Here is a 23,369-nt window from a genome sequence, read left to right as displayed (position 1 = left end):
GGGGAGGGACCCGACCGATGAAGATCGCTGTGCTCGGGACGGGCGGCGTGTGCCTCGCCCTCGCCCCTGCCTTCCTCGCCCTGGGGCACGAGGTGGCCGTCGGCACCCGCGTCCCCGGCACCACCCTGGCCCGCAACCCCGCCTACGCGCAGCTTGCCTCCCGCTGCCCGGAGTTGGACCTGCGCACCTTCGCGGAGGCGGCAGCGGGCGCCGACCTCGTCGTGAACGCCATCGACGGGCCCTCCTGCGTCGCCGCACTCACCCCGCTGGCCGGCCTCCTCGCGGGCCGGGTCGTCATGGACGTCTCCAGCCCCTACGACTGGTCCGACCCCGACCCCGAGGCCGTCCTCGACCCCGTCAACACCGACAGCCTCGGCGAGCAGCTCCAGCGGGCGCTGCCGCAGGCCCGTGTCGTCAAGACGTTCAACACCCTCGTCGCCGACGTCATGCCGGACCCGGCCGCCGTCGGCAACGGCGACCACACGGTCTTCGTCAGCGGGGACGACACCGCCGCCAAGGAAGTGGTGACCGACCTGCTGAAGGCCCTCGGCTGGCAGGACGTCCTCGACCTCGGCGGCATCCGCACCGCCCGGGCGACCGAGATGATGCTGCGCATGTTCATCGACACCTCCGCCGCCCTGGGCACCTACGTCTTCGGCTTCAAGATCGTCCGCTGAGGGTCAGGGCTGGAACCGCGCCGGGCCGGGGGCGTCCGAAGAGGTCCAGCAGCTGCGTCAGAGAGATGACGGAGCATCACCCGCCCTTTTCGGCCAACGACCAAGGCATCCGCAGGCGCCGAGCCATTGCCATGCGCTGATTCTCGTGCATCTTTTCGTCACCGCAGCCCCGTGATCAGGTGTGTCCGGGCGTCCGGACAGGTGCTGTTGCCCGTTGACTGCCCGTGCGATACCCCTGGTCGGATGGACGCAGATTTCGTACGGCCTGCCGATTTGTCCGCCCGCCGACGACTTCATTGCCGCACTGAGGGCGCTCAAGGCACGGTCCGGAATGACGCTGCGTGATCTCGAAAGCCGGGCGGCGGCCCGCGGCGACGTCCTGCCGCGCAGCACGGTCGCCGACGTCCTGCGCAAGCAGACGCTGCCGCGTTGGGAATGGGTGGCGGCCTTCGTCCGGGCCTGCGACGACCAGGACCGGCTGGGGGAGTGGCGCGGGGCCTGGCAGCGCCTCGCCCACGAGGCCCACGAGGTCCCCGAGACACTCCCCACGGATGCCGACCCGTCCTCCGACGCGGACGCCGACGCGCACGCCGACGCCGACGCCCCGCGTGCTGGGCAGCGCGCGCCGTCGGCGGGGACGAAGCGGCGGAAGCGGATGCTGATCGCGGCGGCCGCGGTGGTGCTGGCCGGGTGCCACCGCGGCCGGGACGCTGATCGCCGACGGCCTGACCGCGGCCTCACACCCCCGTACGGCCGGAGCGGGCGGCGCCCGGCTCGCCGGGCTCTTCCCCCTGAAGTCCGCGGGGAGCTGGGCCTGCATCCGGCCCGTGCAGGCGACGGAACTGTGTCTGACCGCAGGGCGGGAGCGCTCCGGACACTACCCCTCGGAGGTCGCGGTGCAGCGCCCCTGCACCGACCCGGGACCGCGCACCTTCCTCCAGCCCGTCGCCGACGGCCGGACCACCATCAAGTGGGAACATCCCGTGGACAAGGGCATGGGCTGCCTGACCGTCATGGACAGCGGTCTCGCAGAAGGGCTCGTGGAGCCCCGGGACAGCTGCCAGGCCGACAAGGACGGACAGCTCTTCCGGATCGAGAGCGTCGGCGCCGCGGCCGAGGGCTTCCGCCTGCGGCGCGCCCGCAGCGACTTCTGCCTGGGCATCCGCGACGGTGCGGCGGGCGCGGGGGCCGAACTCGTCCAGGAATCCTGCGGCTCCCAGCCGGGCCAGCGCTTCCTCATCGACCTGATCCCCCAGTGACCGGCCGCCCGGGGCCGCCCGGCGACCGTCCCTGACACGCCGGCCGTGGTTCCGCGGGCGAGGCCCGCGAGGATCTTCCTGCTGCGCATGAGTGCCCTTTCCCGTTGCGGTGGCACCCGCGCAGGTCCCCGCCGGGCGGCCGCCCGGCAGCACCGAGCCTCCTGCCCTGCCCTGCCCGGCGCTGTCGCCGGACAGTAGTCCGGACACGGCTCCGACCAGCCCGGACAACGGCGGAGTGTCCGGGACAACCGGTTGCCGTTGCCCCGGCCCGGAGCCGGTCAGCAGAGTCTGTGGTGCCCGGCCGGACCGGACGAACCGTCGCCACGCACGGTCACGGGCCTGCGGCCGACTGCTGCCACCACTACCTGCACGGCCGAGCCGTGGGCCGCCGCGTGCCCCGGGGCGTCCGCATCCCCTCACGCCGGGCCGAAGGCGACCACCACCCCGAACCAGGAAGGAGCGAACGGGTATGCCCGAACGATGTCCACCCGGGACACCGGCACGAGGTGCTGCCGTGCGGGTGGCCGCGTGCCCTCCCGAAACCCGTGCCCTACCGGAGGAGATCACCCGGCTGTGGCACGTCCCGGACCTGCTGTCCGATGGGCCCGCGCGGCTCCGCGCGGGCCTGCGCGTCCTCCACCTCGGCAGCGTGTGGGCCGCGGCGCTGGCGTGCCCGCGGACCGGATTCGCCCGCACCGTACGGCTCGTCCGCCGACACGACCCGCAGGCCTTCCACGTCCTCCACATGAGGAGAGGGCGGGCCACCCTCGGCATCGGAGGACACCAGACCCGGATCGGCGCCGGCCGGCTGGTGCTGGTGGACAGTTCCAGCACCTACAGCGGCCGCTTCGACGACCCGGCCGGGGTCCACTCCTGCGTCATCGTCCAACTCCCGTGCGCCGTACTCCCGTTGCCGCCGCGCACGCTGCAGCGGCTGCACGGCGTACCCGTGCCCCTCGGACCCGGCATGGGCGGCGCCCTCGCACGCTGGCTCGCGGACATCACCGGCCGCCCCCACGAGTTCGCGCGGACCGACATCCCCTGCCTCGCCGACACCACCGCGAGCTGGTGGCGTCCGTGCTCGGTGCCGCGGCCGGTTCCGTCGAGGTCCTGGACCCCGAGGACCGCCGGCGGGCGCTGCGGACGCAGATCCGGCAGTTCATCCGGCGCCACCTCGCCGATCCGCTCGACGAGCCGGCCTCCGGGCTCGACGCGCAGGCGGAGGCGGAGATCCAGGAGGCGCTGCGCACCCACCGCCGGGGCCGGACCAGCCTGCTGATCTCCCACCGGCTCGGCTCCGTCCGGGAAGCCGACGCCATCGTGGTGCTGGAGGCGGGCCAGGTCGTCGAACAGGGCGGCCACGCCTCGCTCATGGCGGCGGACGGACGGTACGCGCGGCTGTTCGCCCTCCAGGCGTCCGGCTACCGGCAGGAGGACAGCCCGGCCGCTGCCGCCCGGGCCGGGGCCGCCCGACCCGCCGCCGTCCGGGAAGCAGGCCACCGATGAGGCGCGGCGCGCGCCGGGCGGTGCCCGCCGCCGCACTCGGCCTGGCAGGTGCAGGGGCAGGTGCCGCCGTCCTGCTGCTGCGGTACACGGTGGTCCGGGTCACCGTGCGCGGCCGCAGCATGGCCCCGCTGTACGAGGACGGCGCCAGGGTCCTCGTCCACCGCGGCGGCCGGATCGCGGTGGGGCGGGTGGTGGTACTGGAGCGGCCCGCGGAGGGCGCAGGCCGGCCCCTGCCGTCGGTCGCCCGCTCCGCCTCCCCGCGTACGGTGGCCTCCCGCCGCTGGATCATCAAACGCGTGGCGGCGGTCCCAGGAGACCCGGCCCCGCTGGACCGCGTACCGGGCCTCGACGGCAGGGCGGGCGCGGTCGTGCCGCCCGGCCGGCTCGTCCTCCTCGGCGACAACCCGGCGAACAGCCACGACTCCCGCCAGGCGGGCTACTTCCCCGTGGAACGAGTCCTGGGCACGGTGCTCGGTCAGCGGCGCCGGCCGTGACGGTGGGGAGACCGTCACTCGGCGGCCATGCGAAGGCGGATCTCCGCTTCCGAGATGTCCTCCAGGTGGGTCAGGAACACCCATACGTGGCCCGAGGGGTCCTTGAGGATGACGGTGCGGTCGCCGTGGAACATGTCCGTCGGCGGCTGGAGGATCTCGGCGCCGGCGGCCTTCGCACGCTCCGCCAGGCTGTCGACGTCCGGCACGAAGACGTGCAGGCCGACGGTCGTGGCTCCGCCGAGCGCGGCGGGTGCGACGAAGGACCCGGCTCCCGCCTCGCCCCCGCCTGCGTCGCCCAGCATCAGGACCGACTCTCCGATCCGGATCTCGGCGTGCAGGATCCCGCCGCCCGGGGCGTCGAGCCGGAAGTCCTCCCGGGCGTCGAACGCCCGCTCGTAGAAGTCGATCGCCGCGGCGGCGTCGTCGACCATGATGTGCGGGATCACCGCGTGGCGGTAGCGGTCGGCGAACTCGGTGGCGGCGGTGCGCTCGGTCATGGCGGACTCCTCCCGATCGGCCCCCGGTTCCGTCCCGGCAGCTCTGAGAGGACCGTAAAAGCTCATGTTTGGTTCAGGTCAAGCGTCCGCCGTGGCTGCCGCGCCCACGCGAAGGCCGGAGGCCGGAGGATGTGGTTCCGGGTGGGGCGCGGGATGCGATATGGTTCATCTCGAGCTCGCCGCCGCGAAACGCGGAGGTGGGACCGGCGTTGGTGGTCCAAGGAAAGGCACCCCACTTCCTGTGGGGGGATGCAGGTGCAAGGCCTGCCCAGCGCTCGATCAAGGCCCCGGCCTCCTCACGGAGTCCGGGGCCTTCGCCGTGCGACGCGCCGTTCGGCCGGCGGCCGGGATCAGGCGGGCTGCTTCACACAGGTGCCGACCACGTATCCGGTGACGCCGTGCTTCGTGACCTTCACCCAGCGGTCGCTGATGATGCCGCACTTGCTGTACGAGCCGCCGTAGTACATCCGGCACGGCGACGAGGCCCTCTCGCCCTTGTTGAGCTGGGCGAGCGCCCTGCCGTTGACGCTCATCCGGTCACGTATGACCACGGTCTCCAGCGCCAGCGCCGTACAGCTCGCCGCGGCCGCGTTCGTCTGGGCCACGGCCGGGCTGCCGGCGATGAGCGTGGTCCCGACCAGGGCGGCGGACGCCATGGCCGCACCGAGGATCCGGCGTGTGCGCATGCGTGGTGCTCCCTCCGATTGGCGCGAGCACGCTGCCCGCGCGGTACCAAGCAGCCTAGATCCAAAGGCACTTGGAGCCTCGCAGGCACCACGGGATCCACAGACGCCACATGCACCACATGCACCACATGCACGCGTGCGCCACATCCGACGGGCGGTGCGGCGGCGTTCAGCTCGTGCGGTGGGCCGTGAGCAGGAGGTACTCCCATTCCATGACGCCGTCCCGGGTGTTCTCCTCGGCCAGCGCGTCGAGTTCGCCGTCCAGGGCGGCCACCCGGTCGTCGTCGTCGCCCAGGGCGCGGTAGACGGCGATGGTCGGGCCATAGCAGGCCTTGAAGAACGTACGGAAGTCACCGCGGTCGGGGAAGGCGTCCACGCGGACGGTCGTGCGGCGGGAGTCGACGTCCGTGACGCGGTCGCCGAGGAGCCCGTACACGTGCTCCTCGTCGCCCCACAGGGGCGGCGGCTGGGCCCCGGGCGGCGGGGGAGGCGCGTACGGCTTCATCGTCGTGAACATCCGGCCGATGAACCCCTCGGGAGTCCAGTTGGTGAGGCCGACCGTGCCGCCGGGGCGGCACACGCGCAGCATCTCGTCGGCGGCCGTCTGGTGGTGCGGGGCGAACATGATGCCGAAGCAGGACATCACGACGTCGAACTCGCCGTCCGCGAACGGCAGGTGCTCCGCGTCGGCCTCCCGCCACTCCAGGTGCGCGCCGCGCACCGAGGCCAGGTGCTGGCCCACTTCGAGGAGTTCGGGGGTGAGGTCGCTCGCCACGACGTCGGCCCCGGTGAGGGCGGCGGGGATGGCCGCGTTGCCCGAGCCCGCGGCGATGTCCAGGACGCGGTCCCCCTGGCGTACGCCGCATTCCCTGACGAGTTCGGCGCCGTTCTCCGGGACGACGTGGGAGGCCACGGACGGGTAGTCGCCCATGGCCCACATGGTCCGGTGGCGGGCCTTCAGCGCGAGATCGGCCGCGACCGGGTCGGTCGCATCGGACATGACCGCCTCCAGGGCTCGGACGTGCCCCTTGTCCGAGCATAGGCGGGTCCTGCCGGTGACGCCGTTCGGGTGAACGGCGTCACCGGCCCGCACGGCGGCCGATCCTCCCTCCGGCGGGAGGGCCGACGGCCGTGCGGGCCGCGGGCCGGCGGCTACCGGGCCGTACGGGCCCGGGCCCAGGCTTCGGCGAACTGTTCGTGCGGCGGCAGCACCGGGAGCAGCCGCAGCAGCGGGGTGTGCAGGACGGTGCCCGACGCCGACGCCAGATGGGCGGGCAGCTTGTCCCTCTCCACCGGCAGGTGCGGGGCCTTCAGCTGGACCCACGGTCCCGGCGCGAAGAGCGTGCGCCCGGCGCGGGCCCGCTTGCCGCTCTCCACGGCGCCGGTGGCCGACAGTTCCGCCTGGGTGGCCTTGTGCCGGGCGGCCGTCCAGCCGTTCCAGCGGCGTACGGCCCGGTCGGTGGGCCGGGCGAGGGCGAGCAGCTGGAGGTACAGGGCTGCGGCATCGGGGCCCGTACCCAGCGCCGCGGCGACCTCCTCCACCAGCTCGGGGGCGCTGAGCGCCGGATTGTTCTCGTACCCGCCCTCGGGCACGGGGGTGTCCGAGGCGCGGGCCGCGAGCCGGCCGAGCCCGTCGAGGAGCCGCTTCGTTTTCCGCAGCTCCGTCAGCAGCCACGGCCGGCTGTCGGCGGCGGCCAGGGCCTCGGCCCGCGCCCGTCGCGCCGCGTCGGCCAGGGCGGCGGTCCGCAGGAACGTGTCGCCGGAGGGGACGGCGACGACGAACAGCCCGTCGTCGACGGCGGTGGAGACGGACGTGACCTTCTCCCACAGCGGTTCGGGGCAGGGCCGCACCTCGCCCTCGTACGGGACGAACGCCGGGTCGGCGGCGGCCGTGGCGGCCAGGTCCTCGAACCCGCCGAGCGGGACGAGGGTGCCGGGGTCGTCGAGCCGGTCCCGCAGCCGCCCGTACAGGGCGAGGGCGCCCCGCGCGGCCGGGTCGCCGACCGGGCGCTCGGTGAGCGCCCAGGCGATCACGGAGGCGGCCGTGCGGTGCGCGGGCTCGCCCGGGCGGACGTAGCCCCAGGGGGAGCGCTCGGGTTCGCGGTGCTTGACCACGAGGCCCCCGATGCGGTCGCCGGTCAGGACGAAGCCGGCCTCGCCGAACGGCGCGTCCTCGGGGGCCTGTCCGGCGGGCAGGCTGCGGGCCCAGCCGTCGGACAGGCCGAGGTCGGCGGCGAGGGCGGTGGCGAGCTCCTCGTCGGCGTACTCCTCGACGCCGAGCAGCCCGTTCCAGGCGGCGGCCATCCGCTCGGCCGCGGCCGTCGTGGCGGCGGGCTCCCACAGCCCGGCAGGGTCGCCGGGCAGGCCGGCGGCCAGGACCGCGCGGCGCCCGCCGGCTCCGAGCCGGCGGCACACCTCGTCGTACAGCGGGACGACGCCCTTGCCGGCCTTGTACAGGGCGGAGCCGAGCAGGGCGAGGTGCTCGTCGTGGCGTTCGCGGCCGGGGAACCCGGCGAGGACCAGGGCCGCGACGGGGACCCGGACCCCGGTCAGCCGGGCGAAGGCCTCGACCGCCGCCGGTTCGACGGCGACCGGGCCCCGCTCGGCCAGCAGGGCCAGGAGCCGGGGCAGGCGCGCGGCGTCGTCCTCCCCGACCGTGACCTCGGCGGTGTCGGCGGCGCCGTCCGGGGCGGGCGCGGCGGACGGCTGCACGAACCAGGCCGTCCCGTCGCGGACCGCGCCCGAGGCCAGCGGCCCGCCGGCGGCGCGGCAGGCGGCCAGGGCCTCCGGGGTGGCGCGACCGGTGCGCCAGGTGCTGCCGCGGACGGCGAACGGCTGGCCGCTCCAGGTCTGCAGCAGGGCGACGAGCGCGGCCCGGTCCGGGTCGGGCGTGGTGGCGACGGCGGCCCGCCAGGCGGCGGCGCCGATCCGGCCCAGCAGGGCCTGCCAGGCGCCGGGCGCGGCGGGCAGGGCCAGGACGCGGGTCTCGTCGTCGATCTCCCCGCGCAGGTGGCGGCCGTCGGCGGCGACGGCGGTGAGCAGCGCCGGCTGCGGTGCGGGGCCCGGCTCGTCGTGGCGCGGCCGGCCGTCGGGCAGCAGCCCGTACAGGGCGGGGACGAGGACGCTGTCGGGGATCTCGGCGGGCAGGGCCACCACCGGCGCGGCGCGCATCACCGCGACCTTGCGGGACAGGGCGCGCCGGCGCCGCAGTACGTCGGCGGCGAGCACGGCGGCACGGGCCACGCCGGCTGCGATCCGGGGCTCCAGCGCGCCGCCGGGCGGGGTGGAGGGCAGGGCTGCGGGCGGGGTGGCGGGCAGGGCGGGGGCCGGTTCGCCGCGCAGGGCGGCGTCGAGGAGGTCCCGTACGGCCGGGTTGGTGACGGCGCGCAGCACGGTGGAGGAGGCCGCGCAGCGGGGGGTGAGGAAGTGCCAGAACGCGGGCGGCGGGAAGAGGCCGGCCGCGTCCCCGAAGCCGGGGGTGCGCTTGCGCCCGGAGCCGGGGAAGCCCTGGGTCTGCCAGAGCAGGGAGTTGTCTCCGGCGGCGTGGGCGCGGAAGGTCTCCTGCCCGGCCAGGACCGCGTCCTCGCCGCCGGACGGCATCCGGGCGATCGCCCAGGGGCGGCGGCCCCAGCGGCGGCTGCGGTAGGTGGCGGTGCGCCCGTCGATGCCCTCCAGGACGAACGAGGTGGGCGAGGGGCCCGCGTACGGGGTGCGGTACAGGACGCGGCAGCCGACGAGCCGGCCGTCCTGGCCGAGCGGGGAGTCGGGGGCACCCGGGGGCAGGGGCGCGAGGCTCTGGAGGTCGCCGAACCAGTTGGTGCCGGGCGGGAGCGGGGCCGCGGCGTGGAAGGCGGGCAGGTTGCTCCCGTCCGCGGGCCGGGTGCGGCGGGCGGCGGCCGTCCCGGTCCCCGTGCCGGCGGCGGCGAGAGGGGCGCCCGTGGCGGGGTCGACCTGCGTCCAGCCGGCCGCCGATCCGAAGACGTCGACGGTCCACACGCTCTGGCCGTCGCTCATCTGGGCGTCGTGGGAGCCGATGCCCTCGCGGCCGCCGGGCCGCAGGACCCGTTCGCCGTCGTGGCGCCCGCCGCCGTCCGGGGTCTCGAACTGGTAGCCGAGACCGCCCTGGACCATGCCGCCGTAACGGCGCAGGCCGAGCTTCTGCTCCGGTTCGAAGACCTCGTCGGGGCGGTCGGCCCAGAGGGCCCGCTCGCCGAAGGAGCTGCCGTCGCCGCGGTCCGTCCAGCTGACGAGGAACCGGCCGCCGACGTAGTGCACGGCGTGGCCGACCACGTCGTCGGGGAGGCGGAAGGTGCAGGAGCCGCGGGGGCCCGCGTGGTCGACGGCGACGGCCCGGTCCCGGCCGTGGACGGTGAGCACGGGCCAGGTGGAGGTGACCCCGGTGACCCCGCCGGGCCCGAAGCCGGCGACGGCCTCCTCCAGGGCCGGCCAGCCCCACTCCTCGGGGAGCCCGGCGCGCAGGGCGCGGGCGAGCGGGCCCGTCAGGTCGAGGCCGGCGAGCGCCTCCTCGATGCCGTCGAGGGCGCGGGCGGTGGGACGGTCCAGCAGGCCGTCGAGCTCGCGGACCGCTTCGTCGGCCGCGGCCAGGCCACCCCCGCGCAGGGCGTCGAGCAGGGCCTCGATCCGGCCGTGGACCTCGGCGGTGATGCCGGGATTGCGGGGGAGCCGGCTGATCGCCGTCCCGGAGCCGCGCAGTCCGGCGTGGACGGTGCCCTCCAGTCGGGGGCCGAACACCGGGTCGGCGGCGAGCGCCAACAGGTCGCGCCGCAGGTCGCCGTCGCGCACGACGAGCCCGACAGCCGGGCCGGGGTCCACGACGGCGATGCCTTCGGCGAGGCAGGCGTCGAGGAGTTCGGCGTCCAGTCCGGGCCACTGGTAGCGGTCCTCGTGCAGGGTCAGGGGCGCGGCGGCGGCCCGCAGCCGCGGGGCGAGGCGTGCGAGTACGTCGAACAGCTCGTCCGGCAGCGGCTGCCGGGTCACGCCGCCTCCGCCCGCGGGACGGTGCGAATAGCGCTCCGCGTACCGGCCGAACCAGGCGCCGGCGCCGCCCTGCGGGACGATGCGCCCGGCGACGGCGGCGTCGACGGCGCCGCAGGCGAGGAGCAGCCGCAGCCAGGCGGAGCCGTCACCGCGGGTCTCGGGGAACAGGTCCAGCAGCAGGGCGTCGGTGGCGTCGCCCTGCGGGTGGGCGGCGAGCACCTCCCGGGCAGCGTCGAGCAGCCGGTCGGGGACGGACTTGCCCCGCGCCGCGCCGAGTACGAGGCCCAGCACGCGGGCCTCCTCGTCGGGACCGAGCCCGGCGGCGCGGGCCGACAGGCGGACGCGGCGGGCCAGGTCGGCGGGGAGGTCCCCGGGGGACGCGGCCCAGGCGCGCAGGACCCGTACGTACTCGTCGTGCGCGGCGGCGGGTTCCAGAAGGCCGGCCAGCCAGGCCTGGTGCTCGCCGAGGGCGGCGGCGGGCAGGGCCCCGCCGGCGGCGAAGACGAGCACATTGGCCCGGTGCCAGTCGGGGTCTACGACAAGTCCGTGCGCCTGTTCGGCGGTTCGGGCCAGGGCGTAGGCGCGGGCGGCGGACCGGGCGTGCCAGCTGATCAGCCGGTGTCCGACGGTGTCCCAGAACCAGGGCAGGTGGGTAGGATCCAGCCCCCGCACGCGCCGCTCCAGGCCGTCGACGAAACGGCCGGGCTTCTCGTAGGCCCGGTGGATGCTGCCGCGCACCTCGTCGAGCAGCCCGTTCGCGGTCTCCTCGGCGGCGGGGCCCTGCATGCGGGCCCAGTCGGTGTAGGCGGTGGAGGAATGCGGCTGGGCGGGCGGCGCGATCTGGATCTTCATGCGACCGATCCTGGCACGCCCGTGTGACACCACCGGCAGCAGACGGCCACCGAACCGACCCGCGCACGCAGGCACCCGCCACAAGAACCGCCGCCACCCCGACCCGAGAGCAGCCGAACACCACGCCGCGCGGACGCCCCGACACGCGGGCACGCCGCCGCACGGGCGCCCGGCACCCTGCTGCTTCGGCACATGGGCGCCCTGCAATGCGGGCGCCCTGGTACGCGGGTGCCTCGGCATGCGGGCATGCGGGCATGCGGGCATGCGGGAATGCGGGAATGCGGGAATGCGGGAATGCGGGAATGCTGCCGTGCGGGCGCGCCGTGCCCCGCCGTTCCGGCTCAGTCCGTGTACAGGCGCGGGCGGGGGACGTAGGCGACCGCCACCAGCAGTACGGCGGCCGACGCGACCAGCAGCAGTCCGGCCACCGGCCAGCCCGCGTGCACCCAGGCCGCGCCCGCCAGGCCCCCCGCGAACATCGCGCCCACCGAGGCCGCGCGCCGCGCCGTCGCAGCCCGCCCGCGGGCGAGGAGGGCGTCGTGGCCGAGGGCGGATCCGGCCATCAGGGCGGTCATGGCCCGGGTGACGAGGGTGGTGGGCAGGTCGGGCACCCGCACGCGCAGACTGGTGACGTTGCGGATGCCCATCGCGGTCGAGAGCACGGCGATCGTGGCGAGGTGGCGTGCGGTGGGCGCCCGGTGAACGGGATGCAGGCCCCAGGCCGTGCCCGCGGCGACCGCCACGAGCAGCGCCTCCACCAGCAGCGCGATGACGAACCACCGGTGCCGGTCGGCTTCGAGCCGCGTCTCCAGGCGGGCGCCGATCACGGCCCCGGCGACGAACGCGCCGAGGGACACCGCCGGCGCCGCGACGGACAGGCCACCCTCGCCGACCAGGCCGAAGCCGAGGAAGAGGACGTTGCCGGTCTGCATGGCCGTGAACACGGGCCCGAGGGTGAGCAGACTGGCCGCCTCCACCAGCCCCGTCGTCACCGTCAGCACGACCATGTACGGAGCCAGCGCCACAGCGGCCTTCGCCTGCACGTCCCCTCCCGGTCCGGGGGCCCCGACGGGTGCCCGGCCCCCCAGTGTCAGCGCCGCGGCCCGCCGCTCCCCGTTCCCGTGCGACGCGCCGCACCGCACACCGCACCTTCGGCGCAAGCCCGGCCGCTGTCCCCACTGCACCCCGACGCCCGACCCTTCGAGTGCCGTACAGTGTACGTAAAAGAGGGAGTGAACCATGTCCAAGTCCTCACGACCCGTCAACACACCTGCCCCGACCGGCACCCCCTGGGTGCAGCCGCCCGGGAAGCCGCCGCTGTCCGCCCGGTTGATGCGCGCCACCTGGCGAGGCCTGCCGGCCGGGCGCCACGACGTCGGCCTGCAGCCGGGGCGGGAGGTACCCGCCGCCGACGGCAGCCCGCTGGTCACCGACCACTACTTCCCCCGCACCGAGGGCGACTTCCCGACGCTCCTCGTGCGCTCCCCGTACGGCCGGGGCCTGCCCTGGGGGCCGATGTACGGCGTGCTCTTCGCCGAGCAGGGCTACCACGTGGTCCTGCAGAGCTGCCGCGGAACCGGCGGGTCCGGCGGCCGGTTCCACCTCTGGCGGAACGAACCCGCCGACGGCCTGGCCACCGTGGCCTGGCTGCGCGAACAGCCCTGGTTCGACGGGCGCCTCGCCACCGTCGGCCCCAGCTACCTCGGCTACGTGCAGTGGGCCCTGGCCCTGGACCCGCCGCCCGAGCTGAAGGCGATGGTCGTCCAGGTCGGCCTGCACGACCCCCACGCCCTGTTCCACGCCGGAGGGGTGCTCCGCCTGGAAGCCGCCCTCGCGGTCGGCGCCGGCATGACCTACCAGCACCGGGGCACCTGGCCCTTCCTGAGGGCGACGATGCGCCTGCACCGGCGCCTGCGCGCCATCACCACGGCCCGGCCGCTGCGCAGGGCGTACGAGTCCGCGCTGGGCGAACTTCCCTGGCTGGACGAGGCGATGACGCACCCGGACGCCGACGACCCGTACTGGACCGGCGCGTCCCTCGCCCACGCCGCGGACCGGACGACCGTCCCGACGGGCATCGTCACCGGATGGCACGACGGCCTGGCCGACCAGGCCTTCGAGCAGTACGACAGGCTGCGCCGGGCCGGCTGCGAAACCGCCCTCCTCGTCGGCCCGTGGACGCACACCTCCGCCCTGCAGCAGGGCTGGCCCGAGGTCTTCGCCGAAAGCCTCGCCTGGCTGCGCGCCCACCTCGACGGCGACCGCTCCGCGGCCCGGCCCACCCGCGTACGGGTCCACGTCGGCGGGGCGCAGGGGGAGTGGCGCGACCTGCCCGACTGGCCGCCCGCCGCTCCCGCCGGGGCCTGGCACGCGGCCCCCGACGGCCACCTCACCCCCGACGCCCCGGCCTCCGCCGGGCCGGCGCCGCTCGCGGCCTTCCGCTACGACCCGGCCGACCCCACCCCCTCTGTCGGCGGCCGGCTGCTCTCCCGTACCGCCGGAGCCCGGGACAACCGCAGGCTGGAGGCCCGCGACGACGTCCTCACCTTCACCGGACCACCGCTGACCGCACCGGTGGAGGTCCTCGGCCCGGTCACGGCGCGGCTGACCATCGCCACCGACACCGGCCACTGCGACGTCTTCACCCGCCTGTGCGACGTGGCCCCCGACGGCCGTTCCACGAACGTCTGCGACGGGGTGGCCCCCGTCCGGGCGGCCACCCCGGACCGGCCGGCCGAGGTGACCGCGGCCATGGGCTCCACCGCCCACCGCTTCGCGGCCGGCCACCGCATACGCTGGCAGATCAGCGCCGGCGCCCACCCCCGCTACGCCCGCAACCCCGGAACCGGCGCATCATCCGCCGAAGCCACCGAGTTCACCCCGACCCGCATCACCCTCCACATCCCGTCGTCCCTCCTCCTCGCGCAACACCCGCCTCGACCGACCCCGACGGAGCAGACAGGACGATGAACAGCGAAGACGCGATCCAACACCTCGGCCTGACGGCCCAGGAGCGCGCCTTCGGCCGGCACGTGCGCTCCGACCGGCTCATCCAGGCCGGGCTGGACGCGCTGCTCGCCGGGGTGGAGAGCCCCTCGCTCGCTCTCCTGGCCGGCCTGACGCGCAGCGAGGAGCCCGAGGCCCAGGAGCTCTTCGACCGGGTTCTGGAGGAGCTGGGACTGGTCGTCGAGGTACCGGGTGACGAGCGCGCCGCCGCCTGGGCCAAGGCCTACTGGCTCGCCGGCCGGATCGTCGACGGATCACTCGATCCCGCCGTCGGAACCGACCGGATATGGGTCGAGACCGCCTGGGACCTGAACCGTCCGGAGGAGCTGCGAGAGGTCGTCGAGTGCGCGCAGACCCTCGCTGCCTGGGACGAGGACCGGGCCGCCCGGGGCATCTCCTTCGACGTTCTCAAGGCGGAAGCGGCCGCGGCAGCCGAGCGCTTTCTGCGTACGCGCCCCCGGCGGCTGCCCTGAGGGCACGGCCCCGGCGCCTTCGGCGACCGGCTGTGGATCGGCCGGCCGGTGGACGGCACGGCGGAGGAGCTGGACCGGCACTGGCCGGTGTCCGGGAGAGGGCCGTGCCACCTCACCGGTCCCGGGCGCTACCCGTTCCCCTTCCACCCCCAGCCGGGTGGCCTGACCATCTGGGGCGGGGACGAGGGCGGGCGGTCGCCTACGGGGACAGGGCGACGCCGAGGGAGAAGGCGGCCAGCGGCTTGGGGGTGCCCTGCTCGTAGAAGACGTCGAGCGCGGTGATCACGAAGCCCGCATCCTGCAGCATGCCGACCGTCGACCGGGTGAGGTGGCAGCCGCCGAGCAGCCGCTTGTTGACCGGCTCCAGCCGCCGCTGCCAGCGGCGTACGCCCTCGTCCTCCTCAGGGGCCAGCCCGTGCTCGACGAAGTGCAGGGTGCCGCCGGGCTTCAGGACGCGCCGCACCTCGCGCAGGGCGGCACCGGCGTCGGGGATGGTGCACAGCGTCCAGGTGGACAGGGCCGTGTCGAACGTGTCGTCCCCGAAGGGCAGCGACTGCCCGTCCAGCCCGGTCCGCCGCACGGGCACGGCGGACGCCCGGACCCGGTCGCGGGCGAGCCCCCACCCGACGTCGGACGGCTCGACCGCGGCCACGCCGGTGACGGCCGACGGGTAGAAGGGGACGTTGTGCCCGGTGCCGAAGCCGATCTCCACCACGTCGCCGTGCAGCCCCGCGCACACGCGCCGCCTCAGCGGCCGGGCGATCCCGGCCCCGCAGGCGGCATTCACGATCCGTGGCACGACCTGGTCCGCGTACCAGCCCATCGCCGCCTCCATGTGTCTCGCCCAGCATGGCACCGCGGCGGCCTTTGCGCCCTCCCGGACGTCAGCCGAGCGGACGCCGCGGATCCCGGGCGCCCGGCCGGCCCGCCCGGACGGCATGACAAATGTAACGGGCAGTCAATGTGCCGGTTCCTCCTGGAGGGTGAGACCCGGTGGCGGGCAGTTCGTCCCGGTGGAGGAGGAGGCAGGCGGAACGCGCCGAAAGAATCGAGGTGTTCGTGATCGCCAGGCGCCCGTGACCCGGGCCATCGTCTCAGGAGCCCTTCGTGGACCACACCCGCCCCGGCCGCCCCCGTCCCCGCCGGCTGCGCCGCGCCGCGGCGGCGAGTGCCGTCGCCGTCGCCCTGCTCGCCGGTATCGCCCCCGCCGCGGTCGCCGCACCCTCCGCCGGCCCGGACACCGCGGCGGCCGCCGTACCGGCCGCCGGCCGCCTCGACCGCGCGGAGCTCGACAGGAAGCTGCGGGCCATCCACGAGGCCGGTATCTACGGCGCCTACTCGGCGGTCCGGGACGGGCAGACCCGCTACGACGGTGCGGCCGGTTTTGCGGACGTGGACACCAAGCGGCCGGTCCGCCCGGACTTCCGGCACCGCGTCGGCAGCGTGACGAAGACCTTCACCGCCGTTGCCGTGCTCCAGCAGTCCGCCAAGGGCCGCATAGACCTCGACCGGCCGGTCGGCGACTACGTGCCCGAGCTGCTGCCCGGCGAGCGCGGCCGCAAGGTGACCGTACGCATGCTGCTCAACCACACCGGCGGCATCAACGACTACGTCGGGGACGCCTTCCCCTCCCTCCTCAAGGGCACCACCGAGAGCCTCGACGACCACCGCCTCCGCACGGTGCGCCCGGCCGAGCTGATCGGCTACGGGGTGGCCCGCCCGCAGCTGAGCGAACCCGGCGCCGAGTGGCACTACTCGAACACCAACTACCTCCTGCTCGGCGAGGTGCTGCGCAAGGCCACGGGCCAGGATCCCGAGCGGCTGATCACCCGGGACGTGATCCGCCGGGCCGGCCTGAAGAACACCTACTTCCCCGGCACCGATCCGAAGATCCACGGCCCGCACGCCCGCATGTACGAGAGCTTCTACGGCCTGATCGACCCGCCGCGCGACTACAGCGACTACAACATGACCTGGGCCGGCACCGCGGGCGCGCTCGTCTCGACCACCCAGGACCTCAACACCTTCTACCGGGCCCTGCTGAAGGGCGACCTGCTGCCGCGGACCCAGCTCGACCAGATGCGCACCACGGTCGACGTCAAGGACGCGGACGGGAACGTCGGCATGCGCTACGGCCTCGGCATCTACTCCATGGACACGCCGTGCGGCCCGGTGTGGGGGCACGACGGCGGCGTCTTCGGCGCCGGGACGTGGGCGCTGTCCAGCCCCGACGGCAAGCGGCAGTTCGCGATCGGCTACAACCTGATGAAGTACCAGCGCCTCAACGAGGCCGGCACCGCCTTCCTTCCCCACCCGGCCGACGCCGCGATGCGGGCCTACAAGGACCAGGCCCTGTGCGGTACCACGGCTCCGGCCCCGGCCGCCAAGGCCCCGGCAGCCCCCGTACCGGCGCCCGCTCCCGCGCCCGACGCCGAGAAGGGCACGGCGGCACCGGTTCCGCCGCTCGTCGACGCGCCGGAGGCGGCCCTGGCCGCCCCGCGCATCGCCCGGCAGCGCTGACACCCGTCCCGCGCCCCGCACTCCCGTATACCCCGCGCCCTGCGACCGGCTGTTCCGAGCCGCCGCGGGGCGCGGTCGTTTATCCCCGGGTAGCGGGGAAATGCCGAGGAGGTACGTACCGCCAGTCCTGCTGTCACCGTGAACGGGGAACCCTCATGAGCCACCGTCCCTTTGCCGCCGCCTGCCTCGCGGCCGCCGTTGCGGCCGCTCTGGCCGCCACCCTGGCGGCGCCGTCCGCTGCCGCCGCCGACGGGCCCGCCTTCCTGGACGCCCGCGAGCTGCCCCGGCAGGCCGGCACGGCCTGGCACGCCGGGCCGGTGGCCTCCGGGGCCCCCGACCCGCTGCCGTTCTGCGTCGGCGAGGCGCTGCCCGGTGCCACGTCGCGGCACCGCGCCTTCTGGACGGACGTCGACACCAACGCCGTCCAGGTCACCGTCGTGGAGCGTGACGAGGCCGCGGCGCGCGCGCTGGCCGCGCTGCTCGACGCGGCGGTCAAGGGCTGTGCCGAACGGGTGGAGCAGCAGGATCCGGACGTCCAGGCCGAGTGGCGCGATTTCGGCCGCGTCAAGGCCGAGGAGGGGGCGCGCGTCCAGGGCGTCCGGACCACGCACGCGTGGGCCGGCAACGACGTGCACCTCTTCGCCGTCGGCAGGGACGGGCGGACGGTCACCGTCGTGCACTGGGGCCGCATGGGCACCTTCCACGACGCGCCCGTGAACGCCTTCAAGAACACCACCCGCACCGCGGTGAACAAGCTCTACCGCGGCTGACCGCCCCGCCGGCCCGCCGACCACCGCCCCGCCTCCCACCGCCCTGCCGCGCCGTCGCCTCCGGCCGAATCCCGGCCCCGACCGCGCCGGCAGGGGCTGGGATATCGTCCTGACATGAAGATCATCGACCTGGGTGTCGGCGACCCGCGCCTGGACACCGACCTGCTCCCCGTCCTGCGCGAGCTGCGCCCGCACCTCACCGAGGAGCTCTTCCACCAGGTGTACGAGCGCGGTCACGGCCAGGGGCTGCGCTTCAGCGCCGGCTACGCGGACGACGGGAACTGCGTCGCCGCCGCCGGCTGGCGCATCGTCGACACCACCAGCACGGTGCGCAAGCTCTACGTCGACGACCTGGTGACGTCCCCGTACGCCCGCTCGACCGGCGTCGGCCACGCGATGCTCGCCCACTTGGAGGACCACGCCCGTGCCGAGGGCTGCTACGAGTTCAGCCTGGATTCGGCCACTTACCGCACCGGCGCCCACCGGTTCTACCTCCGGGAGCGTTTCGACATCGCCGCCTTCCACTTCACCAAGGAGCTGAAGCCGCTGGAGGGTTAGCCGTCCGGCGCGACGGCCCGGGTGTGGTGGACCGGGCGCGGGGCGGCCCGGGTGCGGGGCGGCCCGGGTGCGGGGCGGGGCGGCGGGCGACATGCGATGGGCCCCGCCCGAGGGTGCGTTCCGGGCGGGGCCTGGGGCCTCTCCGCGGGGGAGGGGGAGGGCCGCCGTGCGCACAGCATTGCACTGTTTTCGGCCATGCAACAGGGGGGTTGACCGGAAAGAGCCGGCCGAACGGGCGCACGGCACACGGCCGTCCGGCCGAGGGCCGTCGACCGGAACGCAGGCGACTGTTCCGACCGCCGCCACGTCCGGTCCTCCACCTCGGGCGTCACCTCGGCCAGGGCGAAGCCGGCCGCCCGCAACGGGCCGGGTCCGAGCCCGGCGCATGACCCGCTCGTCCTCCGGGGGAGGGCTGCCGCGGCTGCCACCGGCAGGGTGTGACGAGGAACGGATTGTCAGGCACCGTCCTGCCGCGCAGTATTGATCTTGTCACGGCATCGCGGATGCACCCCGTGGCGACAGCGGGCAGACGGAGGGGAACCGGCATGACAGTCCACGGCGGCCGAGCGCCGCGCATCGCCGTGCTGGCGGACGACCTCACCAGCGCCGGCGACGGGGCCGCGCCCTTCCGCCGGACCGGCCACGACGCCCGGATCCTCTTCCACCTCCCGGAGGCGGCGGCAGCCGGACGGCCCCGGGGTGTGACCGCGGTCGATCTCGGGACGCGCGTCACCGACGAGGAGACCGCCGCCGCACGCACGCGGCAGGCGGCGCGCCTGTTCGCCGACGCCGATGTGCTGCTGAAGACGGTGGACTCCACCCTCCGCGGGCACGTCGCGGCGGAGATACGGGCCGCCCGCTCCGGCTCCGGGCGCCGGGCCGTGATCGTCGCCCCCGCGTTTCCCGCCGAGGGCAGGGTGACCGTGGACGGGGTCCAGTACGTGCGGGGCATCCCGGTCCACGAGAGCGAGTTCGCCCGCGATCCCGCGCACCCGGTGCGGTGCTCGGATCTCGCGGGGCTGCTCCCGGACGCCGTCCCGGTCGGCCCGGACCGGTCCGCCGAACTGCCCCGGCTGATCGGCGCGGGCGCGGTGGTGGCGTACTCGGCGCAGCAGGACGCCGATCTCGACCTGCTCGTCGCAAGCGTTCCCCGCCTCGACGAGGTGCTGTGGGTCGGCTCGCCCGGACTCGCGGCCGCTCTCGCACGGCACTGCGCACGGGCCGCGGCCGCAGCCGCGCCCCCGCCCGTTCCCGGTCCGGCTCGGCGGCCACTGATCGTCGTCGGCAGCGCCAACCCCGCCACCCGTCGGCAGCTGGCCCTGCTGCGCGACCGGGTGGACGTACAGGCCGTCACCGCCACCGACGACCCGGCGGCGACCGTCGCCGACCTGAACCGCACGACGGCCCCCGTCCTCACCCTGCACACGCCGGACGAACGCCGGTCGCGCGACACCGCCCGGGCCCTCGGCCGCTCCATGGCCGGCGCCGTGCGCAGGCTCATCGAGGAGGACCGGGTCGACGCGCTCGTGCTCACCGGGGGTGAGACCGCCGCGGAGGTCCTCGACGCCCTCGGCCCCTTCGGCGTCACCGGCATCACCCTGGCCGACGAACCCGAACCCGGCGTCGCGCGCGGAACCCTGCTCGGCCGGCCCGCGCTCCCCGTACTGATCAAGGCGGGCGGCTTCGGCGACGACGGCACCCTCGTACGCCTGTGCCACCTCGTCCGGCAGCGGAGCAGCGCCTGACGGAGCGACAGGCGGTACCGGGCCGCACCGGGCAGGGCCGACAGCGGGACACCGGTGGGCCGTCAGGTGTCCGTATGCCCGCCGTTCGGCCCCGTTCCGATTGCCGGGCCTCCGTGGATCTCCTGTGATGAGTCGGGGCGCTTCTGACGTCCCGTGGACTCGATCTTGCGGAGGTTTCAGTGGCATTCCCCCGTTGGTGCGCGAGCCTGGCCACGACGGCAGGGCTCACCGGTTCCGTTCTGCTCGGCGCTCTCCCCTCCACCGCCGTGGAGGCGCAGGCGTCCACGGTCGACCGATCCCCGATCTGGACAGCCTCGGTCCCGCCGCCGGCACCCGGCCGGGCGAGCGGCGACGAGGACGGGAAACGGGACGAGGACAGGAAGCACAAGAAGGACCGGGAGCGCGAGAAGGGGAAGGGGAAGGGAAAGCAGGAGGGCAAGGGAAAGCAGGAAGGCAAGGGAAAGCAGGAAGGCAAGGGAAAGCAGGAGGGGAAGGGGAAGCAGGAGGGGAAGGGGAAGCAGGAGGGGAAGGCGGAGGAGTCCCGGCCCGGTTCGGAGGCGCAGGCCGGCCCGGACGCCGAGAAGGGATCCGAAGCCGCGACCGGTTCCGAAGCCAAGAAGACCGCCTCGGAGACGAAGGCCGGCTCGGAAGCCAAGACGGGGTCCGACACCAAGACCAGGTACGACGCCACGAAGGCGAACTGCCTCGGGTTCGTGCCGTCGCCGTACCCCTACGCGCACACCGAGTTCAAGTGCAACGACTGGCGGTTCGGCCCGGCCAAGCTGCCGACGACCAGGGTGCTCGGCTCCATCCTCAAGGGCTACGAGCGGTTCGGTGAGCTCACCCCGGTGGAGTTCCTCAACAAGTGGTGGAACCCGACCGCGGACTCCGGTCTGGGCGCCTACAGGTTCCCGAACAGCGACGGCTTCGCAAGGGACGCCAACGGGCAGATCATCGCCACGGAGGTCACCCTTGAGCCCGGACAGCTGCTCGACCGCTTCGGGGCGGAGTTCGGGAGCTTCCTCGCGCCGGCCGGCACCAAGTACGGCGAACGCTCCATCCCGCCGTCCAACCTCAACACCCAGGACCCCCGCTGGCCCTTCGACTACCACCTCTACCGGGTGAAGCAGCCGATCCTGGTCTGCGCCGGCCCCACCCTCCCGTGGTTCGAGCAGCCCGGCGAGGGCGTGCAGTACGTCACGACCGTGTCGCCGGCGCCGGGCGACTCGTACTGCCCGAACGTCCGGACGGGCACACGGGTCAGCACCCTCGTGGCGAACGGCTACCTGGAGAGGGCGAACTGACGCCGAGCACCGAAGGGAGGACCGGGGCATGGACAGCCGCCGGCTGTGTGAGGCACTGCGCGAGGCCCGGGTCCCACCCGGCCTGTACGAGGTGCCCGACTGCCCCGGTCCCCCCGGCCTCCCCAGGTCGGAGGAGCGCCTCTACCTGGAGGAACAGGCAGGCGAGTGGGCGGTGGGCGTCATGGAGCGGGGCGTGCGCACGGTGCTGGAGCGGTTCCCCGACGAGGACCGGGCCTGCCGCAGCCTCTACGCGAGGCTGACCGGGGCGGGGCCGCCGCCCGCGCCGCTCACACCCGACGAAGCCGAAATGCTGCTGCACGACAGCGACGGCATCCAGCGCCGCGCCCGCGAGCAACTCGCGCGGGCCCTCCACGCCACCCGCCGCCCGCCGGAACCGCAACCGGAACCAGAACCCGAACCGGAACGCGAATCGGAATCAGATCCGGAACGGGATCAGGGCCCGCCCCCCGGCGGCGCACCGGGCGGCGGCGCACATGGCGGAGGCGTCCCGGGGTAGGCGCGGGCCATGGACAAAGATCGCCTGCACCAATTGGCAGCAGCCGCCGGCCTCCGCCGGGCCGTACGGTCGGTGCCGCTCGTCCAGATACCGATCGGGACCTGGCTGTCCGCGGCCCTGCTGGACCTGATGCCGGGCCGGCGCGGCGCCGCACACGTCCTGGTCGGTGCCGGTCTGGCCGCCGCGGCGCCCGCTGCGGTGTCCGGCTGGGTGGACTGGGCCGAGCTCCCGGGGCCGCTGGCGGAGGGGAGATCGCGGACGGCTGCGTACGGTGCCCCTGGCACGGCAGCGTCTTCCGCCTCTCGGACGGATGGAACGTCGAAGGCCCCGCCACCGCACCCCAGCCCGCCTTCGACACGCGCATCGTCGACGGGCACGTGGAGGCCAGGCTCCAGCACTTCCACCAGCCCCGTTGTCATCCGGACAGCAGCCCGGACGCCTGACGGCGCGCCTCCGCCAGCCAGGCGGCACGCTGATCGGGCGAGGAGTCGGAGACGGTCCGGAACACGGTCCGGCGTACGTCCGTCACGCCCACGTACGGCAGGACGCAGGCGGCCCACACCCGCTCCAGCGGGTCGCCGAACTCGGTCTCCTCCCGTTCCCCGGGAGTGTCCGAGGTGTTGAGCACGAGCGCACGGCCCGCCCGCAGCAGCCCCGAGGGCTCACCGTCGGCCCGCCCCAGTTTGTACGCCACCCCGGGCACCAGCACCCGCTGCACCCAGCCCGCCAGCACCGCCGGCGGCATGCCCCACCAGTTGGGATGCACGAAGACCAGCGCGTCGACCTCCGCCACCTGCGCGCGGTGCAGGGCGACGAGCGGGTCCGAGGCCGGAGGCGCCTCGTCGACCGTCTCCGTCTCCTGCGCCGTCAGCGCCGGCGGGAACCCCTGCGCGCACAGGTCGTGCGCGAACACCTCGCAGCCCTCGGCCGTCAGTGTTTCCCGCACCGCCTCGAACAGCGCATGGTTGAAACTGCCGGCCCGCGGATGCGCCAGATAGAGCCCGACCTTCACGACCACCAACCCCCTCGCCGGTACGGGAGACCGACCGCGGCTCCCCTCAGGGCCTCCGCCCCACGGGAACGCTACCGGGACCACGGGACCGGACCTACCGGGGGCCGCCCCGTCTCGGTTTGGCCTTGCCGCTGAAGGGCAGGCGCAGCACGCACCGAGCGGCGTTCGCGTACGGCCACGAGCCACGAGTCGCGAGCCACGAGCCACGAGCCACGAGTCGCGAGCCCGACCGCCTGGGCAGGAACGGCAGGAACGGAAGGAACGGTCCCATGGACGACATGGATCAAGGAGGCGCCGGGGGCGCACCCCTCCACGACGACACCCCGCAGAACCAGCGCAGGCGCCCGACGGCCCACGGCGACGACAAACAGCCGGCAGCCCGTGACGCGTCCGCCGGCGACCTCGCAGCCGCGTCGGGCAAGGACGGCGAGGCCGCCGACGCGCTCAGCCCGAGCCCGCGGGCACAACGGGATTCCGCGCGCGGAAAGCGGTAGG

Annotated in this window: 20 protein-coding genes and 2 pseudogenes; 15 read left to right on the top strand and 7 right to left on the bottom strand. The window is 74.9% G+C overall.

The window, feature by feature from the left end; genetic code table 11:
• The first annotated feature begins 17 nt into the window (after positions 1–17).
• The 5 genes and pseudogenes from ACIQUT_RS15520 to ACIQUT_RS15500 all read left to right on the top strand — a co-directional run bounded on the left by ACIQUT_RS15520 (position 18) and on the right by ACIQUT_RS15500 (position 3,936).
• Entirely contained in the window at positions 18–677 is a 660-nt protein-coding gene (locus ACIQUT_RS15520) for an NADPH-dependent F420 reductase (protein ID WP_403563344.1), read from the top strand.
• An 827-nt stretch (positions 678–1,504) separates the two neighbouring features.
• Positions 1,505–1,936, top strand: a complete 432-nt coding sequence (locus tag ACIQUT_RS15515; RefSeq protein WP_403563342.1) for an RICIN domain-containing protein — start codon at positions 1,505–1,507, stop codon at positions 1,934–1,936.
• A 469-nt stretch (positions 1,937–2,405) separates the two neighbouring features.
• Positions 2,406–2,975 (top strand): annotated as a pseudogene (locus tag ACIQUT_RS15510) (hypothetical protein); the annotation flags it as partial.
• A 38-nt stretch (positions 2,976–3,013) separates the two neighbouring features.
• On the top strand, positions 3,014–3,442 hold the full coding sequence (locus ACIQUT_RS15505) for a hypothetical protein (RefSeq protein ID WP_403563681.1): 429 nt from the start codon (positions 3,014–3,016) through the stop codon (positions 3,440–3,442).
• Positions 3,439–3,936 (top strand): S26 family signal peptidase, encoded by a 498-nt coding sequence (locus tag ACIQUT_RS15500; RefSeq protein WP_403563340.1) that lies wholly within the window; start codon positions 3,439–3,441, stop codon positions 3,934–3,936. Before ACIQUT_RS15505 ends, ACIQUT_RS15500 begins: the two co-directional genes overlap by 4 nt.
• A 14-nt stretch (positions 3,937–3,950) precedes the next feature.
• Here ACIQUT_RS15500 and ACIQUT_RS15495 read toward each other — a convergent pair whose 3' ends face one another.
• The 5 genes from ACIQUT_RS15495 to ACIQUT_RS15475 form a co-directional block, all read right to left on the bottom strand.
• Positions 3,951–4,433 (bottom strand): VOC family protein, encoded by a 483-nt coding sequence (locus ACIQUT_RS15495; RefSeq protein WP_403563338.1) that lies wholly within the window; start codon positions 4,431–4,433, stop codon positions 3,951–3,953.
• A 350-nt stretch (positions 4,434–4,783) separates the two neighbouring features.
• On the bottom strand, positions 4,784–5,119 hold the full coding sequence (locus tag ACIQUT_RS15490; RefSeq protein WP_403563336.1) for a hypothetical protein: 336 nt from the start codon (positions 5,117–5,119) through the stop codon (positions 4,784–4,786).
• Between the two features lie 169 nt (positions 5,120–5,288).
• Entirely contained in the window at positions 5,289–6,119 is an 831-nt protein-coding gene (locus ACIQUT_RS15485; protein ID WP_403563334.1) for a class I SAM-dependent methyltransferase, read from the bottom strand.
• Between the two features lie 152 nt (positions 6,120–6,271).
• On the bottom strand, positions 6,272–10,969 hold the full coding sequence (locus tag ACIQUT_RS15480; protein WP_403563332.1) for a hypothetical protein: 4,698 nt from the start codon (positions 10,967–10,969) through the stop codon (positions 6,272–6,274).
• A 341-nt stretch (positions 10,970–11,310) separates the two neighbouring features.
• On the bottom strand, positions 11,311–12,012 hold the full coding sequence (locus ACIQUT_RS15475) for a YoaK family protein (RefSeq protein WP_403563330.1): 702 nt from the start codon (positions 12,010–12,012) through the stop codon (positions 11,311–11,313).
• 289 nt (positions 12,013–12,301) lie between these two features.
• On the opposite strand from ACIQUT_RS15475, the gene ACIQUT_RS15470 reads away from it, so the two are divergent.
• Together ACIQUT_RS15470 and ACIQUT_RS15465 are read left to right on the top strand one after the other, a co-directional pair.
• The gene (locus ACIQUT_RS15470) at positions 12,302–13,939 is read left to right on the top strand and encodes a CocE/NonD family hydrolase (RefSeq protein ID WP_403563669.1); all 1,638 of its coding nucleotides are present in this window, start codon (positions 12,302–12,304) and stop codon (positions 13,937–13,939) included.
• Positions 13,936–14,448: a hypothetical protein gene (locus tag ACIQUT_RS15465; protein WP_403563328.1), complete on the top strand. Its 513-nt coding sequence runs from the start codon at positions 13,936–13,938 to the stop codon at positions 14,446–14,448. The genes ACIQUT_RS15470 and ACIQUT_RS15465 overlap by 4 nt, the downstream gene beginning before the upstream one ends.
• Before the next feature lie 199 nt (positions 14,449–14,647).
• Here the strand turns inward: ACIQUT_RS15465 and ACIQUT_RS15460 are convergent, their stop codons facing one another.
• A complete protein-coding gene (locus ACIQUT_RS15460) occupies positions 14,648–15,271 on the bottom strand; it encodes a class I SAM-dependent methyltransferase (protein ID WP_403563326.1) in 624 nt (207 codons plus the stop codon).
• 284 nt (positions 15,272–15,555) lie between these two features.
• Here ACIQUT_RS15460 and ACIQUT_RS15455 point away from each other — a divergent pair, with 284 nt between their 5' ends.
• The 7 genes and pseudogenes from ACIQUT_RS15455 (at position 15,556) to ACIQUT_RS15425 (ending at position 22,305) form a co-directional block, all read left to right on the top strand.
• Positions 15,556–16,968: a serine hydrolase domain-containing protein gene (locus ACIQUT_RS15455; RefSeq protein WP_403563324.1), complete on the top strand. Its 1,413-nt coding sequence runs from the start codon at positions 15,556–15,558 to the stop codon at positions 16,966–16,968.
• A 155-nt stretch (positions 16,969–17,123) separates the two neighbouring features.
• The gene (locus ACIQUT_RS15450; RefSeq protein WP_403563322.1) at positions 17,124–17,738 is read left to right on the top strand and encodes a hypothetical protein; all 615 of its coding nucleotides are present in this window, start codon (positions 17,124–17,126) and stop codon (positions 17,736–17,738) included.
• Positions 17,739–17,852: 114 nt separating this feature from the next.
• Entirely contained in the window at positions 17,853–18,296 is a 444-nt protein-coding gene (locus tag ACIQUT_RS15445) for a GNAT family N-acetyltransferase (protein WP_403563320.1), read from the top strand.
• Positions 18,297–18,841: 545 nt separating this feature from the next.
• On the top strand, positions 18,842–20,041 hold the full coding sequence (locus ACIQUT_RS15440; protein WP_403563318.1) for a four-carbon acid sugar kinase family protein: 1,200 nt from the start codon (positions 18,842–18,844) through the stop codon (positions 20,039–20,041).
• Positions 20,042–20,220: 179 nt separating this feature from the next.
• Positions 20,221–21,345: a TNT domain-containing protein gene (locus tag ACIQUT_RS15435; RefSeq protein WP_403563316.1), complete on the top strand. Its 1,125-nt coding sequence runs from the start codon at positions 20,221–20,223 to the stop codon at positions 21,343–21,345.
• Between the two features lie 28 nt (positions 21,346–21,373).
• Positions 21,374–21,862: a hypothetical protein gene (locus ACIQUT_RS15430; protein ID WP_403563314.1), complete on the top strand. Its 489-nt coding sequence runs from the start codon at positions 21,374–21,376 to the stop codon at positions 21,860–21,862.
• 9 nt (positions 21,863–21,871) lie between these two features.
• Positions 21,872–22,305: pseudogene (locus ACIQUT_RS15425) on the top strand (Rieske (2Fe-2S) protein).
• Here the strand turns inward: ACIQUT_RS15425 and ACIQUT_RS15420 are convergent.
• The gene (locus ACIQUT_RS15420; RefSeq protein WP_403563312.1) at positions 22,278–22,874 is read right to left on the bottom strand and encodes an NAD(P)H-dependent oxidoreductase; all 597 of its coding nucleotides are present in this window, start codon (positions 22,872–22,874) and stop codon (positions 22,278–22,280) included. The pseudogene ACIQUT_RS15425 and the gene ACIQUT_RS15420 overlap by 28 nt on opposite strands.
• A 269-nt stretch (positions 22,875–23,143) precedes the next feature.
• On the opposite strand from ACIQUT_RS15420, the gene ACIQUT_RS15415 reads away from it, so the two are divergent.
• Positions 23,144–23,368, top strand: a complete 225-nt coding sequence (locus ACIQUT_RS15415; protein ID WP_403563310.1) for a hypothetical protein — start codon at positions 23,144–23,146, stop codon at positions 23,366–23,368.
• Position 23,369 lies beyond the last annotated feature (1 nt).

The sequence above is a fragment of the Streptomyces sp. NPDC090445 genome (assembly GCF_044769385.1).
GTDB lineage: Bacteria > Actinomycetota > Actinomycetes > Streptomycetales > Streptomycetaceae > Streptomyces.
The sequence above is the reverse complement of the archived record's forward strand: the minus strand, read 5'-3'. Positions and strand labels throughout refer to the sequence as shown.

Excerpts from the sequence above, each read along its gene's own strand:
- ACIQUT_RS15495 (WP_403563338.1), bottom strand. The coding sequence starts at position 4,433 with ATGACCGAGCGCACCGCCGCCACCGAGTTCGCCGACCGCTACCGCCAC.
- ACIQUT_RS15490 (WP_403563336.1), bottom strand. The coding sequence starts at position 5,119 with ATGCGCACACGCCGGATCCTCGGTGCGGCCATGGCGTCCGCCGCCCTG.
- ACIQUT_RS15465 (WP_403563328.1), top strand. The coding sequence starts at position 13,936 with ATGAACAGCGAAGACGCGATCCAACACCTCGGCCTGACGGCCCAGGAG.
- ACIQUT_RS15500 (WP_403563340.1), top strand. The coding sequence starts at position 3,439 with ATGAGGCGCGGCGCGCGCCGGGCGGTGCCCGCCGCCGCACTCGGCCTG.
- ACIQUT_RS15480 (WP_403563332.1), bottom strand. The coding sequence starts at position 10,969 with ATGAAGATCCAGATCGCGCCGCCCGCCCAGCCGCATTCCTCCACCGCC.
- ACIQUT_RS15430 (WP_403563314.1), top strand. The coding sequence starts at position 21,374 with ATGGACAGCCGCCGGCTGTGTGAGGCACTGCGCGAGGCCCGGGTCCCA.
- ACIQUT_RS15470 (WP_403563669.1), top strand. The coding sequence starts at position 12,302 with ATGCGCGCCACCTGGCGAGGCCTGCCGGCCGGGCGCCACGACGTCGGC.
- ACIQUT_RS15440 (WP_403563318.1), top strand. The coding sequence starts at position 18,842 with ATGACAGTCCACGGCGGCCGAGCGCCGCGCATCGCCGTGCTGGCGGAC.
- ACIQUT_RS15460 (WP_403563326.1), bottom strand. The coding sequence starts at position 15,271 with ATGGGCTGGTACGCGGACCAGGTCGTGCCACGGATCGTGAATGCCGCC.
- ACIQUT_RS15520 (WP_403563344.1), top strand. The coding sequence starts at position 18 with ATGAAGATCGCTGTGCTCGGGACGGGCGGCGTGTGCCTCGCCCTCGCC.
- ACIQUT_RS15485 (WP_403563334.1), bottom strand. The coding sequence starts at position 6,119 with ATGTCCGATGCGACCGACCCGGTCGCGGCCGATCTCGCGCTGAAGGCC.
- ACIQUT_RS15415 (WP_403563310.1), top strand. The coding sequence starts at position 23,144 with ATGGACGACATGGATCAAGGAGGCGCCGGGGGCGCACCCCTCCACGAC.
- ACIQUT_RS15450 (WP_403563322.1), top strand. The coding sequence starts at position 17,124 with ATGAGCCACCGTCCCTTTGCCGCCGCCTGCCTCGCGGCCGCCGTTGCG.
- ACIQUT_RS15445 (WP_403563320.1), top strand. The coding sequence starts at position 17,853 with ATGAAGATCATCGACCTGGGTGTCGGCGACCCGCGCCTGGACACCGAC.